Annotated in this window: 13 protein-coding genes; 7 read left to right on the forward strand and 6 right to left on the reverse strand. The window is 73.1% G+C overall.

The features are described from left to right. Positions 1-79 precede the first annotated feature (79 nt). The 5 genes from AB0F11_RS16385 to AB0F11_RS16405 all read left to right on the forward strand — a co-directional run bounded on the left by AB0F11_RS16385 (position 80) and on the right by AB0F11_RS16405 (position 7,976). Entirely contained in the window at positions 80-2,638 is a 2,559-nt protein-coding gene (locus AB0F11_RS16385; RefSeq protein WP_362173322.1) for a SulP family inorganic anion transporter, read from the forward strand. 166 nt (positions 2,639-2,804) lie between these two features. Further along, positions 2,805-4,802: an acetate--CoA ligase gene (acs, locus tag AB0F11_RS16390; protein WP_362173325.1), complete on the forward strand. Its 1,998-nt coding sequence runs from the start codon at positions 2,805-2,807 to the stop codon at positions 4,800-4,802. A 253-nt stretch (positions 4,803-5,055) separates the two neighbouring features. Next, complete coding sequence (gene nhaA, locus AB0F11_RS16395) at positions 5,056-6,477, forward strand: Na+/H+ antiporter NhaA (RefSeq protein ID WP_362173328.1); 1,422 nt, start codon at positions 5,056-5,058, stop codon at positions 6,475-6,477. 87 nt (positions 6,478-6,564) lie between these two features. Further along, entirely contained in the window at positions 6,565-7,023 is a 459-nt protein-coding gene (locus AB0F11_RS16400) for a phage holin family protein (RefSeq protein WP_362173331.1), read from the forward strand. After that, on the forward strand, positions 7,020-7,976 hold the full coding sequence (locus AB0F11_RS16405) for an alpha/beta hydrolase (protein WP_362173334.1): 957 nt from the start codon (positions 7,020-7,022) through the stop codon (positions 7,974-7,976). The genes AB0F11_RS16400 and AB0F11_RS16405 overlap by 4 nt, the downstream gene beginning before the upstream one ends. A gap of 368 nt (positions 7,977-8,344) precedes the next feature. On the opposite strand, the gene AB0F11_RS16410 is transcribed toward AB0F11_RS16405, so the two are convergent. From AB0F11_RS16410 to nth, 3 genes are all read right to left on the reverse strand, one after another. After that, positions 8,345-9,547 (reverse strand): MarP family serine protease, encoded by a 1,203-nt coding sequence (locus tag AB0F11_RS16410; protein ID WP_362173337.1) that lies wholly within the window; start codon positions 9,545-9,547, stop codon positions 8,345-8,347. Positions 9,548-9,560: 13 nt separating this feature from the next. After that, positions 9,561-10,328, reverse strand: coding sequence for a CoA pyrophosphatase (locus tag AB0F11_RS16415; RefSeq protein ID WP_362173340.1), 768 nt, complete (start codon positions 10,326-10,328; stop codon positions 9,561-9,563). Positions 10,329-10,449: 121 nt separating this feature from the next. Further along, positions 10,450-11,370 (reverse strand): endonuclease III, encoded by a 921-nt coding sequence (gene nth / locus AB0F11_RS16420; RefSeq protein ID WP_362173380.1) that lies wholly within the window; start codon positions 11,368-11,370, stop codon positions 10,450-10,452. 212 nt (positions 11,371-11,582) lie between these two features. On the opposite strand from nth, the gene AB0F11_RS16425 reads away from it, so the two are divergent. Then, a complete protein-coding gene (locus tag AB0F11_RS16425) occupies positions 11,583-12,257 on the forward strand; it encodes a Crp/Fnr family transcriptional regulator (RefSeq protein ID WP_014046869.1) in 675 nt (224 codons plus the stop codon). Between the two features lie 162 nt (positions 12,258-12,419). Then, the gene (locus AB0F11_RS16430) at positions 12,420-13,247 is read left to right on the forward strand and encodes a nucleotidyltransferase domain-containing protein (RefSeq protein ID WP_362173343.1); all 828 of its coding nucleotides are present in this window, start codon (positions 12,420-12,422) and stop codon (positions 13,245-13,247) included. Between the two features lie 26 nt (positions 13,248-13,273). On the opposite strand, the gene AB0F11_RS16435 is transcribed toward AB0F11_RS16430, so the two are convergent. From AB0F11_RS16435 to AB0F11_RS16445, 3 genes are read right to left on the reverse strand one after another with little or no spacing between them, the layout of a single operon-like run. Next, positions 13,274-13,573: a hypothetical protein gene (locus AB0F11_RS16435; RefSeq protein WP_362173346.1), complete on the reverse strand. Its 300-nt coding sequence runs from the start codon at positions 13,571-13,573 to the stop codon at positions 13,274-13,276. Further along, entirely contained in the window at positions 13,570-14,415 is an 846-nt protein-coding gene (locus AB0F11_RS16440) for an MBL fold metallo-hydrolase (RefSeq protein ID WP_362173349.1), read from the reverse strand. Before AB0F11_RS16440 ends, AB0F11_RS16435 begins: the two co-directional genes overlap by 4 nt. After that, the gene (locus AB0F11_RS16445; protein WP_362173352.1) at positions 14,412-15,323 is read right to left on the reverse strand and encodes an NUDIX hydrolase; all 912 of its coding nucleotides are present in this window, start codon (positions 15,321-15,323) and stop codon (positions 14,412-14,414) included. The genes AB0F11_RS16440 and AB0F11_RS16445 overlap by 4 nt, the downstream gene beginning before the upstream one ends. Positions 15,324-15,656 lie beyond the last annotated feature (333 nt).

Raw genomic sequence — 15,656 nt, forward strand, 5'->3', positions numbered from 1 at the left:
CCATTACCTTTCATTTACTGAGTGTTGAGACTCGCCGCTTCATCCCGCCGCTTCATCCCTCCCAGAGGAGACGGGACCCGTGACAGCCACCTCTCCCCAGCGCCCCGCCGAAGAGTCCGCCACCGCCCGGTCCCGCCCCGGACTCGCGGCGGACCTCTCCGCTTCCCTGACCGTGTTCCTGATCGCCCTGCCGCTCTCCCTCGGCATCGCCCTGGCCACCGGCGCCCCGCTCCAGGCCGGGCTGGTCGCCGCGGCCGCCGGCGGGCTGGTGGCCGGGCGCCTGGGGGGTGCGCCCCTCCAGGTCAGCGGACCGGCCGCAGGACTCACCGTCGTCACCGCCGAGTTGATCCAGCGCCACGGCTGGCGCACCACCTGCGCCATCACCGTGCTGGCCGGCGTCTGCCAGCTCGGGCTCGCCGCACTGCGCACCGCCCGGTCCGCGCTGATGGTGAGCCCCGCGATCGTGCACGGCATGCTCGGGGGCATCGGCGTGTCCATCGCCCTGGCCCAGCTGCACATCGTCCTCGGCGGCACGCCGCAGAGCTCGGCCGTCGCCAACGTCCGTGGTCTCCCGGCGCAGTTGGCGGACATCCATCCGGCCGCCCTCGGCGTCAGCGCCCTGACCCTCGCCGTCCTGCTCGGCTGGCCGCGGCTGCCCGGGCGGGCGGGCCGCGCCCTGCGTACGGTGCCGGCCGCGCTGGCCGCCGTCGCGACCGCCACGGCCTTCGCGTCGCTGGCCGGGCTGACCCTGCCCCGGGTGGACCTGCCGTCCTGGCGCAGCCACGCCCTGCCCCAGCTGCCCGAGGGCCCGGTGCTCGGCCTCCTCGCCGCCGTACTGACCATCACCTTGGTCGGCAGCGTGGAATCCCTGCTGTCCGCGGTGGCCACCGACAAGCTGATCGCCTCCGAGCGGCGTACGGGCAACCGGCCGCGGCGGGCCGACCTCGACCGTGAGCTGCGCGGGCAGGGGGCGGCGAACATCGTCTCCGGGGCCCTCGGCGGGCTGCCGATCACCGGTGTGGCCGTACGGAGCGTGGCCAACGTGAAGTCCGGCGCGACCAGTCGCAATTCGGCCATGTTGCACGGGCTGTGGATCGTGCTCGCGGCCGGGCTCCTGGTCCCGGTCCTCGACCTGATCCCGCTGGCCGCGCTGGCCGCGCTGGTGATGGCGGTCGGCGTGCAGATGGTCAGCATCACGCACCTGCGCAGCGTCACCCGGCACCGCGAGGCCGTGGTCTACGCGACCACCATCGCGGCGGTCGTGCTCGGCGGGGTCCTGGAGGGGGTCGCGATCGGCATCGCGGTCGCCGTGGTGCTGGCCCTGCACCGGCTGGCCCGCACCCGGATCACGGTGGAGGTGCTGGAGGGGGTCCACCACGTGTGGGTGCGCGGGCAGTTGACCTTCCTTGCGGTGCCTCGGCTGAGCCGGACGCTGAACCAGATCCCCCACACGGGCCATGTGGTGCTCGAGCTGGACGGCTCCTTCATGGACCATGCGGCGTACGAGACGCTCCAGGACTGGCAGGACTCCCATCTGGCGCACGGCGGTTCGCTGGAGGTGACCGGCCGCTCGGCGGAGCGGGACGACAGCGCGGCGGAGACCGGACGGCCCGGCGGCGACGACGGGCACGGGCGGCGACAGGGCGGACACGCCGGTCACAGCAGCCCCGGTGGGCACAGCAGCCCCGGCGGGCACAGCAGCCACGATGGGCACACCGGCCCCAGCGGGCACGGGGCGCGCGTCCGCGCCGCCCAGCGCGACGGGCACCACTGCTGCCGCCCCTGGACCCCGTGGAAGAACCACTGCGACCACCAGGCCGAGAGCGGTCGCACGGTGCCCGCCCCGACCGCCCCCGAGCCCGCCGCCGACAGCGCCGCACCCGCAACCCCCGCGGCCCCCACCACGCCCCCCACATCCACCACGCCCGCCCCACCCGTCCCGCACTCGACGCCCGCCCCGCGCAGCCGCGGCGCCAGCCGCCTGGCCAGCGGGATCACCGCCTTCCAGCGGGACACCGCCCCGCACGTCCGCGACGAGCTGGCCCGCCTCGCCCGCGAGGGCCAGCGGCCCTCGCAGCTCTTCCTGACCTGCGCGGACTCCCGCCTGGTGACCAGCATGATCACCGCCAGCGGCCCGGGCGACCTGTTCACCGTCCGCAACGTCGGAAACCTGGTCCCCCTGCCGGGCGCGGAGAGCGCGGACGACTCCGTCGCGGCGGCCATCGAGTACGCGGTGGACGTCCTCAGGGTGGACAGCATCACGGTCTGCGGGCACTCCGGCTGCGGCGCCATGCAGGCCCTGCTCAACGCCGCCCCCGGGGAGCCGGCCACGCCGCTGACCCGGTGGCTGCGGCACGGCGTGCCGAGCCTGCAGCGGATGGCCAGCCGCCACCACGCCTGGGCCCGGATCGCGGGCCGGCTCCCCGCGGACGCCGTGGAGCAGCTGTGCCTGACCAACGTGGTGCAGCAGCTGGAGCACCTCAGGGCCCACGAATCGGTGGCCCGGCGGCTCGCCGACGGCACGCTGGAGCTGCACGGGATGTACTTCCACGTGGGCGAGGCCCAGGCCTACCTGCTGTCCGAGGGCGAGGATTTTTTCGACTGTCGAGTTTTTGACAGTGTCGGCCAACGCGCCTGAGCCCGGCGCGCCTCGAACCGATACCCTCCGGTATCCGTGCCATCGTTTGGCCCCTTCCCGCACCTGCAGCGGGGAGGGGCCACTCGTGCGCACGAGCCCCTGCGGAAATAGGTCTACACCAATTTCGGGCTACCCCTTGTCACCTGGGGCGTCCGACTGATGAGCTATGCCCGGGGACACAACGGACACCCTGGGAAAGGGAGATGTCGTGAGCAACGAGAGCCTGGCCAATCTGCTCAAGGAGGAGCGGCGGTTCGCACCGCCCGCCGATCTGGCCGCCGCCGCCAACGTGACGTCGGCTGCGTACGCACAGGCCGAGGCGGACCGGCTGGGCTTCTGGGCCGACCAGGCCCGCCGCCTGACCTGGGAGGTCCAGCCGACCGAGACGCTCGACTGGACCAACCCGCCCTTCGCCAAGTGGTTCGCCGACGGCAGGCTGAACGTCGCCTACAACTGCGTGGACCGGCACGTCGAGGCCGGCAACGGCGACCGGGTCGCGATCCACTTCGAGGGCGAGCCCGGCGACAGCCGCGCGATCACCTACGCCGAGCTCAAGGACGAGGTCTCCCGCGCCGCGAACGCCCTGACCGAGCTCGGCGTCGAGGCCGGCGACCGGGTCGCCGTCTACCTGCCGATGATCCCCGAGGCCGTCGTCGTGATGCTGGCGTGCGCCCGGATCGGCGCCGCGCACTCGGTGGTCTTCGGCGGCTTCTCCGCCGACGCCGTGGCCTCCCGCATCCAGGACGCCGACGCCAAGCTGGTCATCACCGCCGACGGCGGCTACCGCCGCGGCAAGCCTTCCGCCCTCAAGCCCGCCATCGACGAGGCCGTCGCCAAGTGCCCGCAGGTCGAGCACGTGCTCGTCGTACGCCGCACCGGCCAGGACACCGCCTTCACCGAGGGCCGCGACCTGTGGTGGCACGACGTGGTCGGCCGCCAGTCCGCCGAGCACACCCCGCAGGCCTTCGACGCCGAGCAGCCGCTGTTCATCCTCTACACCTCGGGGACCACGGGGAAGCCCAAGGGCATCCTGCACACCTCCGGCGGCTACCTCACGCAGACCGCGTACACCCACCACGCCGTCTTCGACCTCAAGCCGGAGACCGACGTCTACTGGTGCACCGCCGACATCGGCTGGGTGACCGGGCACTCCTACATCGTCTACGGGCCCCTCGCGAACGGCGCCACGCAGGTGATGTACGAGGGCACGCCGGACACCCCCCACCAGGGCCGGTTCTGGGAGGTCGTGCAGAAGTACGGGGTCACCATCCTGTACACCGCGCCGACCGCGATCCGCACCTTCATGAAGTGGGGCGACGACATCCCCGCGAAGTTCGACCTGTCGAGCCTGCGCGTGCTCGGCTCGGTCGGCGAGCCGATCAACCCCGAGGCGTGGATCTGGTACCGCAAGCACATCGGCGGTGACCGCTGCCCGATCGTGGACACCTGGTGGCAGACCGAGACCGGCGCAATGATGATCTCCCCCCTGCCTGGCGTCACCGAGACCAAGCCGGGCTCGGCGCAGCGCGCGCTGCCGGGCATCGGCGCCACGGTCGTGGACGACGAGGGCAACGAGGTCCCCAACGGCGGTGGCGGCTACCTGGTGCTCACCCAGCCGTGGCCGTCGATGCTGCGCACGATCTGGGGCGACGACCAGCGCTTCGTGGACACGTACTGGTCCCGCTTCGAGGGCCGCTACTTCGCGGGCGACGGCGCCAAGAAGGACGAGGACGGCGACATCTGGCTGCTGGGCCGGGTGGACGACGTGATGCTGGTCTCCGGCCACAACATCTCCACCACCGAGGTCGAGTCGGCGCTCGTCTCCCACCCCTCCGTCGCCGAGGCGGCCGTCGTGGGCGCGGCCGACGAGACCACCGGCCAGGCCATCGTGGCCTTCGTCATCCTGCGCGGCAGCGCCGCCGAGACGGCCGGCCTGGTCGGCGACCTGCGCGACCACGTGGGGGCCACGCTCGGCCCGATCGCCAAGCCGAAGCGGATCCTTCCGGTCCAGGAGCTGCCCAAGACCCGCTCGGGCAAGATCATGCGCCGTCTGCTGCGCGACGTCGCCGAGAACCGCGCGGTCGGCGACGTCACCACGCTCGCGGACTCCTCCGTCATGGAGCTGATCCAGAGCAAGCTGCCGACGGCGTCCAGCGAGGACTGACCCGAGGCGGCCGCAGACCCGCGGCCCGCTGACGGGCAGAATGCCCGCCGACCAGGGGCATTCGGTGCACATCGCGCCGGATGCCCCTTTCGCGCATACAGTGATGATCACCGGATAAGTTCCTTGCGTCCGCCCTGTAAAATCTTGAATCCGCAAAAAAATCCACAGTCCGCAGTTCACAGTCCACAGGGTGCGCCGGGAAGTCTGGTCGGCACGAGCTTCGCCATGCCGTCGACCAACCGGAGGTTCCCCCGTGGCCGCGCCCAGCACCAGCCGCAAGCTCCTCGGCAGGCTCTCCCTGCCCGAGCGGCGCTTCGTCGCCGAAGCCCTGCGCACCGAGACGGTCGGCGGGGTCCTGCTGCTCGTGGCCGCCGTCGCCGCCCTGGTCTGGGCGAACATCCCCGGTCTGGCGGAGAGCTACAAGACCGTCCGCGACATCCACATCGGCCCGGAGTCCCTCGGCCTGGACCTGTCGCTCCAGCACTGGGCCGCCGACGGCCTGCTCGCGATCTTCTTCTTCGTCGCCGGCATCGAGCTCAAGCGCGAGCTGGTGGCGGGCGACCTGCGCGACCCCAGGGCCGCCGCCCTCCCGGTCATCGCCGCCGTCTGCGGCATGGCCGTCCCGGCCGGGGTCTACGCCCTCGTCAACACCGCCGGCAACGGCTCGATGGCCGGCTGGGCCGTCCCGACCGCCACCGACATCGCCTTCGCCCTCGCCGTCCTCGCCGTGATCGGCACCTGGCTGCCGTCCGCCCTGCGCGCCTTCCTGCTGACCCTCGCGGTGGTCGACGACCTCTTCGCCATCCTGATCATCGCGGTCTTCTTCACCCGCTCGATCGACTTCCTCGCCCTCGGCGGCGCCGTGGCCGGCCTGGTCCTCTTCTGGTTCCTGCTCCGCAAGGGCGTCCGCGGCTGGTACGTGTACGTCCCGCTCGCCCTGGTCATCTGGGGCCTCATGTACAACAGCGGCGTCCACGCCACCATCGCCGGCGTCGCCATGGGCCTGATGCTCCGCTGCACCCGTACCGGCGACGAGCAGCAGTCCCCCGGCGAGCACATCGAGCACCTGGTCCGGCCGCTGTCGGCCGGGCTCGCCGTGCCGCTGTTCGCCCTGTTCTCCGCCGGGGTCTCGCTGTCAGACGGGGCCATCGCCCAGGTCTTCACCCGGCCCGAGACCCTCGGCGTGGTCCTCGGCCTGGTCGTCGGCAAGGCGGTGGGCATCTTCGGGGGCACCTGGGGAGCCGCCCGCTTCACGAGGGCGTCGCTCAGCGAGGACCTCGCCTGGCCCGACGTCCTCGCCGTCGCCTCGCTTGCCGGGATCGGCTTCACCGTGTCGCTGCTGATCGGCGAACTGGCCTTCGCCGGCGACGAGACCCTCACCGACGAGGTCAAGGCCGCCGTCCTGATCGGCTCGCTGATCGCCGCCGTCCTCGCCTGTGTCCTGCTCAAGCTCCGCGACCGCAGGTACCGCGCCCTCACCGAGGCCGAGGAGCGCGACGAGGACCACGACGGCATCCCGGACATCTACGAGGAGCAGAACCCCGCGTACCACCTGCGAATGGCCAGGATCCACGAGGAGAAGGCCGCCGAGCACCGCCGCAAGGCCCGCGCAGCGGCCGCCGCCACGGCCGAAGAGACGGCCGGGTCCAGCACGGGCGGCGACCGTCCGGCATGATCTGAACTGGCGCAGCGACCGGCGCAGGACAGCCGGAGGCCGCAGCGCCCGACAGCAGCAGCCGGCAGACGACAGAGGGAGCAAGCGATGAGCGCAGGGGACCAAGGGGCGCAGGGAGCCGAGCGCACACTCGGCCAGCTGGTCGCCTCGGCCACCGCCGAGATGTCCGCCCTGGTGCACGACGAGATCGCCCTCGCCAAGGCGGAGATCCGCCAGGACGTCAAGCGCGCCGGCATCGGCGGCATCACCCTGTCCATCGGAGGGGTGTTCGCGCTCTTCTCCCTGCCGGTGCTGAGCTTCGCCGCCGCGTACGGGATCCACAACCTCGGGCTCGGCCTGGCCTGGTCGTTCCTGATCGTGGGCGTGGCGTTCCTGCTGCTCGCGGGCGTGCTCTCGCTCTTCGCCGTGTCCAAGTTCAAGAAGGTCAAGCCGCCGGAGAGGACCATCGCCTCGGTCAAGCAGACCGCGGCGGTCGTCGGAACCGTCAAGCCGCATCCGCGGCCGGTGAGTGACCAGGCCGTGGGTGTGGCACGCTCGTCCTCATGACAGCGACCGCACCGGACTCCAGCCCTCCGCCCACCGCCGCGACGGCGGTGCGCCTCGACGGACCCTGGACGCACCGGGACGTCGCCGCCAACGGGGCCCGGTTCCACGTAGCCGAGCTCGGCGACGGCCCGCTGGTGCTGCTGCTGCACGGCTTCCCGCAGTTCTGGTGGACCTGGCGGCACCAGCTGACCGCACTCGCCGACGCCGGCTACCGCGCGGTCGCGATGGACCTGCGCGGGGTGGGCGGCAGCGACCGCACCCCGCGCGGCTACGACCCCGCCAACCTGGCGCTCGACATCACGGGGGTCATCCGCTCCCTCGGCGAGCCGGACGCCGCCCTCGTGGGGCACGACCTGGGCGGGTACCTCGCCTGGACGGCGGCCGTGATGCGGCCCAAGCTGGTGCGCCGGCTCGTCGTGTCGTCGATGCCGCACCCGCGGCGCTGGCGCTCGGCCATGCTGTCCGACTTCGGCCAGACCCGGGCCAGTTCGCACATCTGGGGCTTCCAGCGGCCGTTCATCCCCGAGCGCCGGCTCGTCGCCGACGGCGGGGCGCTCGTCGGGGAGCTGATCCGGGACTGGTCCGGGCCGCGGGTCGAGGAGGACGGGGCGGAGGAGGACCTCGCCGTCTACCGGCGGGCGATGTGCATCCCGTCCACCGCGCACTGCTCGATCGAGCCGTACCGCTGGATGATGCGGTCCATGGCCCGGCCCGACGGGCTGCAGTTCAACCGCCGGATGAAGATGCCGGTCCGGGTGCCGACCCTGCACCTGCACGGCTCGCTCGACCCCGTGATGCGTACGCGCAGTGCCGCCGGATCCGGCGAGTACGTCGAAGCGCCGTACCGGTGGCGGCTGTTCGACGGGCTCGGGCACTTCCCGCACGAAGAGGACCCGGCGGCCTTCTCCACCGAGCTCGTGAACTGGCTCAAGGACCCGGAACCGGACCGCTGACGATCCGGTCGGCGATCGGGTCGTGATCCGATCGGCGATCGGATTGCCATCGGGGCGCGACCGGGGCGGCGACCTGACGGACCGTCCGTGCGATGGTCCTACGAACGTTCAATTGCCCGGCGCATAGGCCAATTGGCCGCGCCGGACGGGGTTACCGACCTTGGGGCCCGGGCACAGCTCGTTGTATGGGCTGGACGCACGACCACGGTGACACCGCACGCGACCGCCGCCCGGCAGCGACGCCGGGCGCACACGGGACAACGGGCCGCGAGGGCCACGACCCCCGGCTCGGGATTCCGCGCATCCTGCGCCGCCGGGCCCGCTGGGTGTCGGCGCGACTGCGCCATCCCCGGACCTAGACCGGCGGCTCAGAGGGCGCAGCCCTGGCTGTCGACCCGGCGGTCGCTGACCTTCCCGATCCGGATGTCGTCGCGGACCTCGTCCGCCGTCAGCGCGTAGCCGGTGTTCGGGTCGTCGAGGGACTTCGCGAACACGACCCCGTACACCCGGCCGTCGGGCGTCAGCAGCGGGCCGCCGGAGTTGCCCTGGCGGACGGTCGCGTACAGCGAGTAGACGTCGCGGCGGACGGTGCCGCGGTGGTAGATGTCCGGGCCGTTGGCGTTGATCCGGCCGCGGACGCGGGCCGAGCGGACGTCGTACGCGCCGTTCTCCGGGAACCCGGCGACGATCGCGTCGCTGCTGCTCGCTGCGTCCTTGTCGGTGAACTCCAGGGTCGGCGCCTTCAGCTTGGGCACGTCCAGGACGGCGATGTCGCGCTCCCAGTCGTAGAGCACGACCTTGCCGTCGTACAGCTTGCCCTCGCCGCCGATCTGCACCGTCGGCTCGGAGACGCCTCCGACGACATGGGCGTTGGTCATGACCTTGCCGGGCGCGAAGACGAAGCCGGTGCCCTCCAGCACCTTGCTGCAACTGGGCGCGGTGCCGACGACCTTCACGATCGAGCGCTTGGCGGCCTCGGCGACGGGGCTCTTGGCCAGGGCCGGATCGGGCGCCTTCACCTCGGTGATGGGCTCGTTGGAGAACGGGCTGAAGACCTGCGGGAAGCCGCTGCGCGCAAGGGTGGAGGTGAAGTCCGAGAACCAGGTGTTGGCCTGGGCGGGCAGCACCCGCGACACCCCGAGCAGCACCTTGGAGTTGCGGACCTCCTTGCCCAGGGTGGGCAGCGAGGTCCCGGCGAGCGCCGAGCCGATCAGCCAGGCCACCAGCAGCATCGCGGTCACGTTGACCAGGGCGCCGCCGGTCGCGTCGAGGGCGCGCGCGGGCGACCACGTGATGTGGCGGCGGACCCGGTTGCCGAGATGGGTGGTGAGGGCCTGTCCGATCGAGGCGCACACGATGATCACGACGACGGCGAACACCACGACCGTGGTGGACACCTGGGTTCCCTCGGAGGTCACCCGGTCCCAGATCAGCGGGAGCAGGGACACGGCAATGAGGCCACCGCCGAGGAAGCCGATCACCGACAGGATGCCGACGACGAACCCCTGGCGGTAGCCGACGATCGCAAACCACACGGCAGCGACCAGCAGCAGGATGTCCAGCACGTTCACGTGGGTCACCGTCTCATGCGCGCCAGTCGAGCGGGACCTGCCTCGATCGGTCCCAGGGGCGCTCCCACCCCGCGAAGTGCAGCAGGCGGTCGATCACTCCGGCGGTAAAACCCCAGACCAGAGCGTTGTTGACGGTGAAGGACGGGCCGAGGTGGCCGCTCGGGTGGACGGCCATGGCGCGGTGGGCGGGATCCGTGAGATCCGCCACGGGCACCGTGAAGACGCGGGCGGTTTCGGCCGGGTCCACGGCGCCGACCGGGCTGGGGTCGCGCCACCAGCCCAGCACCGGGGTGACGACGAACTCGCTGACCGGGATGTACAGGCGGGGCAGCACGCCGAAGAGCTGGACGCCGGCCGGGTCGAGCCCGGTCTCCTCCTCGGCCTCGCGCAGTGCGGCGTGCAGCGGGCCGGTGGTGTGGGGGTCGCCGTCCTCGGGGTCGAGGGCGCCGCCGGGGAACGAGGGCTGGCCGGGGTGGGAGCGCAGGCTGCCGGCGCGCTCCATGAGCAGCAGTTCGGGGCCCTTGGGGCCCTCGCCGAAGAGGATCAGGACGGCGGACTGGCGGCCGCGGCCGTCCTCGGGCGGCAGGAACCGGCTGAGCTGGGTCGGTCGGACCGTCCGCACCGCCTCGACGACCGGGTCGAGCCACTCGGGCAGGCCCCGGGTGTTCAGCCGGAGGTCGTACCCGTCGTGGCCGCCCGCGCCGGCGGCGTCCCGCCCGCTCCCGACCGGTGGCGCCGCCGCCTCGGCCACGCTGCTGTCGTCCCGCGCTCCGCGCGTCATAGGCACCCCTGCTCCCTGCCGTTTCCGGCCCAGTCCGTCCCGACACCGGGACAACGCCGCCCCGGGCCGGATTCGTTCCTGCGCGGGCCGCCGTTGCAGGCGGCCGGCCCGCGCGCCCTGCTCAGGACGCCGCCGGGTCGCCGCCCAGCGGCTGGGCCGGCAGGCCCGGGTAGTCCGGCGGCGGGCTCAGCCGCTGGCCGGGCTTGCCGCCCTTCTCGTACTTCAGGAGCTTCTTCGCCTTCTCCGGGTCCGTCTCGCCCTCCCCGTACGCCGGGCACAGCGGGGCGATCGGGCAGGCTCCGCAGGCGGGCTTGAGGGCGTGACAGATCCGGCGGCCGTGGAAGACGACGCGGTGCGAGAGCATCGTCCACTCGCTCTTGGGGAAGATCGCGCAGATCTCCGCCTCGACCTTCTCCGGGTCCACCTGCTCGGTCCACTTCCAGCGGCGCACCAGCCGGCCGAAGTGGGTGTCCACGGTGATGCCGGGGACGCCGAAAGCGTTGCCCAGGACCACGTTGGCCGTCTTGCGGCCGACGCCCGGCAGCTTCACCAGGTCCTCCAGCCGCCCGGGGACCTCCCCGCCGAAGTCGTCCCGCAGGGCCTGCGAGAGGCCGAGGAGGGACTTGGCCTTCGCCCGGAAGAACCCGGTCGGCCGGATGAGCTCCTCCAGTTCCTCGGGCACCGCCGCCGCCATGTCCTCGGGCGTGGGGTACGCGGCGAACAGCGCGGGGGTCGTCTGGTTGACGCGCAGGTCGGTCGTCTGGGCCGACAGGACGGTCGCGACCAGCAGCTCGAAGGGGTTCCGGAAGTCCAGTTCCGGATGGGCGTACGGGTAGACCTCGGCCAGCTCCCGGTTGATGCGGCGGGCCCTGCGCACCATCGCGAGGCGGGATTCCGGTTTCTTGGCCGAAGCTTTGCCCGGCTGCTTCGGGGCGGCCTTCTCGGGCGGCTCGGGTGCCTTCTTCCGGGGCCCGGGCGCCCTCTTGGGGGCTTGTTCGCCCACAGCTGAATCGGCCGCGGCCGTCACTCCCGCGGACCCCATGGCCTGTGCTCTCACCGGCTTATTGGACACCCGGCCAGCCTAAGGCCGGGCGCCGACACCCGCCCGGACCTCAGGTAACACCACCCCGATTGGCCTCTCGCCGCACAGCATGCCCGTCCGTCCGGCATCCTTGTGATTGATCGCACTGTTTGAGCCGTCCGGCAAAATGGGGAACACGGTCCCCTGAGCCGGTCGACATAGGAGAGAGACTCGTGGACGACGTTCTGCGGCGCGCCCCGCTCTTCGCGGCGCTCGATGACGAGCAGGCCGCGGAGCTCCGCGCCTCCATGAGCGAGGTGACTCTCGCACGCGGTGACGCCCTGTTCCACGAGGGCGACCCCGGTGACCGGCTGTACGTCGTGACCGAGGGCAAGGTCAAGCTCCACCGGACCTCCCCCGACGGCCGCGAGAACATGCTGGCCGTCCTCGGCCCCGGCGAGCTGATCGGCGAGCTCTCGCTGTTCGACCCGGGCCCGCGCACCGCCACCGCCACCGCCCTGACCGAGGTCAAGCTCCTGGGCCTGGGCCACGGCGACCTCCAGCCCTGGCTGAACGCCCGGCCCGAGGTCGCGACCGCGCTGCTGCGCGCGGTGGCCCGCCGCCTGCGCAAGACCAACGACCAGATGTCCGACCTGGTCTTCTCCGACGTCCCGGGCCGCGTGGCCCGCGCGCTCTTGGACCTGTCGCGCCGCTTCGGCGTGCAGTCCGAGGAGGGCATCCACGTCGTGCACGACCTGACGCAGGAGGAGCTGGCCCAGCTCGTCGGCGCCTCGCGCGAGACCGTGAACAAGGCCCTGGCCGACTTCGCGGGCCGCGGCTGGCTCCGCCTGGAGGCCCGCGCCGTGATCCTGCTGGACGTGGAGCGGCTGGCCAAGCGCTCGCGCTGACCCGCCCGCGGCCTGCACGGCGGTACGTCCGCGCAGGGGCCGCACGAGCCCGCGTACGCACCCGTACGACAGGGGCCCCGCCCGTAGCCCGGGCGGGGCCCCTTCGTGCTGCTACGGCCCCCCGCACGCCGCCCCACGGGCCCCGCAGGGCACAGTAGGCCCATGGGGAAGCCAGGAGCGGGACTTGACGCAGACGGGTACTTCGAGCGGGAGGGCTCCCTCGGCCGGGTGCAGGAGCCGTTCGCCCCGGTGGTCGCCGCCGCGCGCACCCGGATCGCCGAGGCGTACGGGGCCCGGCTGCACAGCGCCTACCTGTACGGGTCCGTACCGCGCGGCACGGCCCGCCCGGGACGCTCCGACCTCGACCTGCTGCTGGCCCTCCACCACGAGCCGGACGGCGAGGACCGGGACACCGCCGAGGTGCTGGGGCGCACGCTGGACGAGGAGTTCGCGCAGATCGACGGCGTCGGCGTGCTGCTGTACGGCAAGGACCGGCTGCTGAGCGAGCAGGAACGTTACGACCTGGGCTGGTTCCTGGCCTGCCTGTGCACCCCGCTACTCGGCGACGACCTGGCCGAGCACCTGCCGCGCTACCGCCCGGACGCGCAGCTGGCCCGCGAGGCCAACGGCGACCTGGCCGCCCTGCTGCCCCGGTTCCGCCGGCGCCTGGCCGACGCCGCGACCCCCGAGGACCTGCTCCGGCTGAGCCGCAGCGTCTGCCGGCACCTGGTGCGCACCGGCTTCACGCTGGTCATGCCGCGGTGGGGCGGCTGGACCAGCGACCTCGCCGAGTCCGCGGAGATCTTCGGGCGGTACTACCCGGAGCGGGCCGCGCAGATGCGGGCCGCGGCCGCGGTGGCGCTGGAGCCCACCGCCGATCCTGCCGTGCTGCAGGACTGCCTCGAGGCCCTCGGGCCGTGGCTCGCGCAGGAGTACACCGCCCGGCTCGGCACGAAGTCGCCCCGTCCCGGCGCGGCGGCCGCGTCCTAGGAGCCTGGGCGCGGGTGCGCTCGAGCCTAGGCGCGGGTGCGCTCGCCCTGCGCCAGGGCGTCGACCGCCTGCTTGGCCTCGGCCAGGCCGGCGCCCGTCAGGCCCCGGTAGGCCTTGATCGCCTCGATCGTGCGGCCGTCGCGCAGCAGGGCCCGTACCTCGTCCAGACCTGCGGGCTCCGGCTCGTCGACGCCCAGGTGGTCCAGGAGCAGGCCGAGGCGGCGCTCCGCGCGCTCGGCCCGGCGCTCCAGGGCCCGCATCCGCAGGGACGCGGACGCGGCGAGCGAGCCGGTGATGAGCAGTCCGAGCAGCAGTGCGTAGGTCATTCAGGTCCCCCCGGGATCAGTCCGTGATCTTGAAGGTACTCCAGCTGCGCCCGCACGGACCATTCCGCCGCGGGCCACAGGGACCGGTCCACGTCGGCGTAGACCTGGGCGACCACCGCCTCGGGCGTGGTGAATCCGTTCTCCACCGCGGTCTCGACCTGCGCGAGCCGGTGCGCGCGGTGGGCGAGGTAGAACTCCACCGCGCCCTGGGCGTCGTCCAGGACGGGACCGTGGCCGGGCAGCACCGTGTGCACGCCGTCGTCGACCGTCAGCGAGCGCAGCCGGCGCAGGGAGTCCAGGTAGTCGCCGAGGCGGCCGTCGGGGTGGGCGACGACCGTGGTGCCGCGGCCGAGGATCGTGTCGCCGGTGAGCACGGCGCGGTCGGCGGGCAGGTGGAAGCTGAGCGAATCGGCGGTGTGCCCGGGGGTGGGCACCACGTGCAGCTCCAGGCCGCCGGTGCGGATGACGTTCCCCGCGGCCAGCCCCTCGTCGCCCAGGCGCAGGGCCGGGTCCAGGGCCCGGACCTTGGTTCCGGTGAGCTCGGCGAAGCGGCCGGCGCCCGCGGCGTGGTCGGGGTGGCCGTGCGTGAGGAGGGTCAGCGCGATCCGCTTGCCCGCCCGCTCGGCGGTGTCGACGACCGCGCGCAGGTGCGCCTCGTCCAGCGGGCCGGGGTCGATGACGACGGCGAGCTCGGAGTCGGGCTCCGAGAGCAGCCAGGTGTTGGTGCCGTCGAGGGTCATGGCCGAGGGGTTCGGGGCCAGGATGTTGACGGCCCGAGCCGTCGCCGGACCGGAGGCGACCACCCCGCGGGGCTGGCCGGGCAGGGCTGCGGCGTCGGTCATGCCGTACCTCCGAAGCTGACGCGCTTGGTGAACTCGTCGTGCCCGGGCCAGCTGAGCACCACCTCGCCGTTCTCCAGCGCGGCCTGCGCGAGGACGGGGGCGAGGTCCTGGCCGGGGGCGGCGGCGAGGGCCGCGGCGGCGGTCGCGTACGGCTCCAGCGAGCGCAGGGTGGAGATGGTGGGCGGCATCATCAGCAGCTCGCCCTTGTCGTAGCCGTCGGCGGCGTCGGCCGGGCGGATCCAGACGGTCCGGTCGGCCTCGGTGGAGGCGTTGCGGGTGCGCTGGCCCTCCGGGAGGGCGGCGACGAAGAACCAGGTGTCGTAGCGGCGCGGCTCGAACTCCGGGGTGATCCAGCGGGCCCACGCGCCGAGCAAGTCCGAGCGCAGGCGCAGGTTGCGGCGGTCGAGGAACGCGGCGAACGACAGCTCGCGGGCGACGAGGGCCTGGCGGTCGGCCTCCCAGTCGTCGCCGGTGGTGTCGCCGACGACGGTGCCGGGGGTCTCGCCGGCGAGGAGGACGCCGGCCTCCTCGAAGGTCTCGCGGACGGCTCCGCAGACGATGGCCTGGGCGGTACGGGGGTCCGTGCCGAGGCGGGCCGCCCACTCCTCCTGGCCGGGGCCGGCCCAGCCGACGAGGTGGTCCTCGTCGCGGGGGTCGACGCCGCCGCCGGGATAGGCGTACGCGCCGCCGGCGAAGGCCATGGAGGTGCGGCGGCGCAGCATGTGCACGGCCGGGCCTGCGGGGGTGTCGCGGAGCAGCATGACGGTTGCCGCCCGCCTGGGCTCCACGGGCACGAGGGTGCCGTCCGCGAGGGCGCGGATCCGGTCGGGCCACTCCGGCGGATACCACTGCCCTCCGGCGGGGGTGGGTCCGTCTGTCTGCTGCTGTCCCTGCTCACCGTTGGGCATGCGGGGATGCTACGACCATCCGCCCCGATGTTCGAGGCCCCGACCCCGCGGCCCCCTCCCGCCCAACGCAGCCGGGGCCGGCAATCAGCCCCGCCGGCCTTCGAAGCCGGGCCGGCAACTCCACCCCCGCCCCGCCTTCGAAGCCGGGGTCCGGCACATCCAGCCTCGCCCCGCCGTCGAAGCCGGCGTCCGACACATCCAGCCTCGCCCCGCCGTCGAAGCCGGCGTCCGACACATCCAGCCCCGCCCCGCCTTCGAAGCCGGGGTCCGACACATCCAGCCTCGCCGGCGATTGAGGCGCGGGTCCGGGCAGAGCCCGGTGCCCAGATCGGA

Origin of the sequence: Streptomyces sp. NPDC032472, assembly GCF_040636955.1 — a bacterium.
Classification (GTDB): Bacteria; Actinomycetota; Actinomycetes; order Streptomycetales; family Streptomycetaceae; genus Streptomyces.

Coding starts and splice junctions, on each gene's coding strand:
- acs (WP_362173325.1), top strand. CDS start 2,805: ATGCCCGGGGACACAACGGACACCCTGGGAAAGGGAGATGTCGTGAGC.
- AB0F11_RS16400 (WP_362173331.1), top strand. CDS start 6,565: ATGAGCGCAGGGGACCAAGGGGCGCAGGGAGCCGAGCGCACACTCGGC.
- AB0F11_RS16405 (WP_362173334.1), top strand. CDS start 7,020: ATGACAGCGACCGCACCGGACTCCAGCCCTCCGCCCACCGCCGCGACG.
- AB0F11_RS16415 (WP_362173340.1), bottom strand. CDS start 10,328: ATGACGCGCGGAGCGCGGGACGACAGCAGCGTGGCCGAGGCGGCGGCG.
- nth (WP_362173380.1), bottom strand. CDS start 11,370: ATGGGGTCCGCGGGAGTGACGGCCGCGGCCGATTCAGCTGTGGGCGAA.
- AB0F11_RS16430 (WP_362173343.1), top strand. CDS start 12,420: ATGGGGAAGCCAGGAGCGGGACTTGACGCAGACGGGTACTTCGAGCGG.
- AB0F11_RS16435 (WP_362173346.1), bottom strand. CDS start 13,573: ATGACCTACGCACTGCTGCTCGGACTGCTCATCACCGGCTCGCTCGCC.
- AB0F11_RS16440 (WP_362173349.1), bottom strand. CDS start 14,415: ATGACCGACGCCGCAGCCCTGCCCGGCCAGCCCCGCGGGGTGGTCGCC.
- AB0F11_RS16445 (WP_362173352.1), bottom strand. CDS start 15,323: ATGCCCAACGGTGAGCAGGGACAGCAGCAGACAGACGGACCCACCCCC.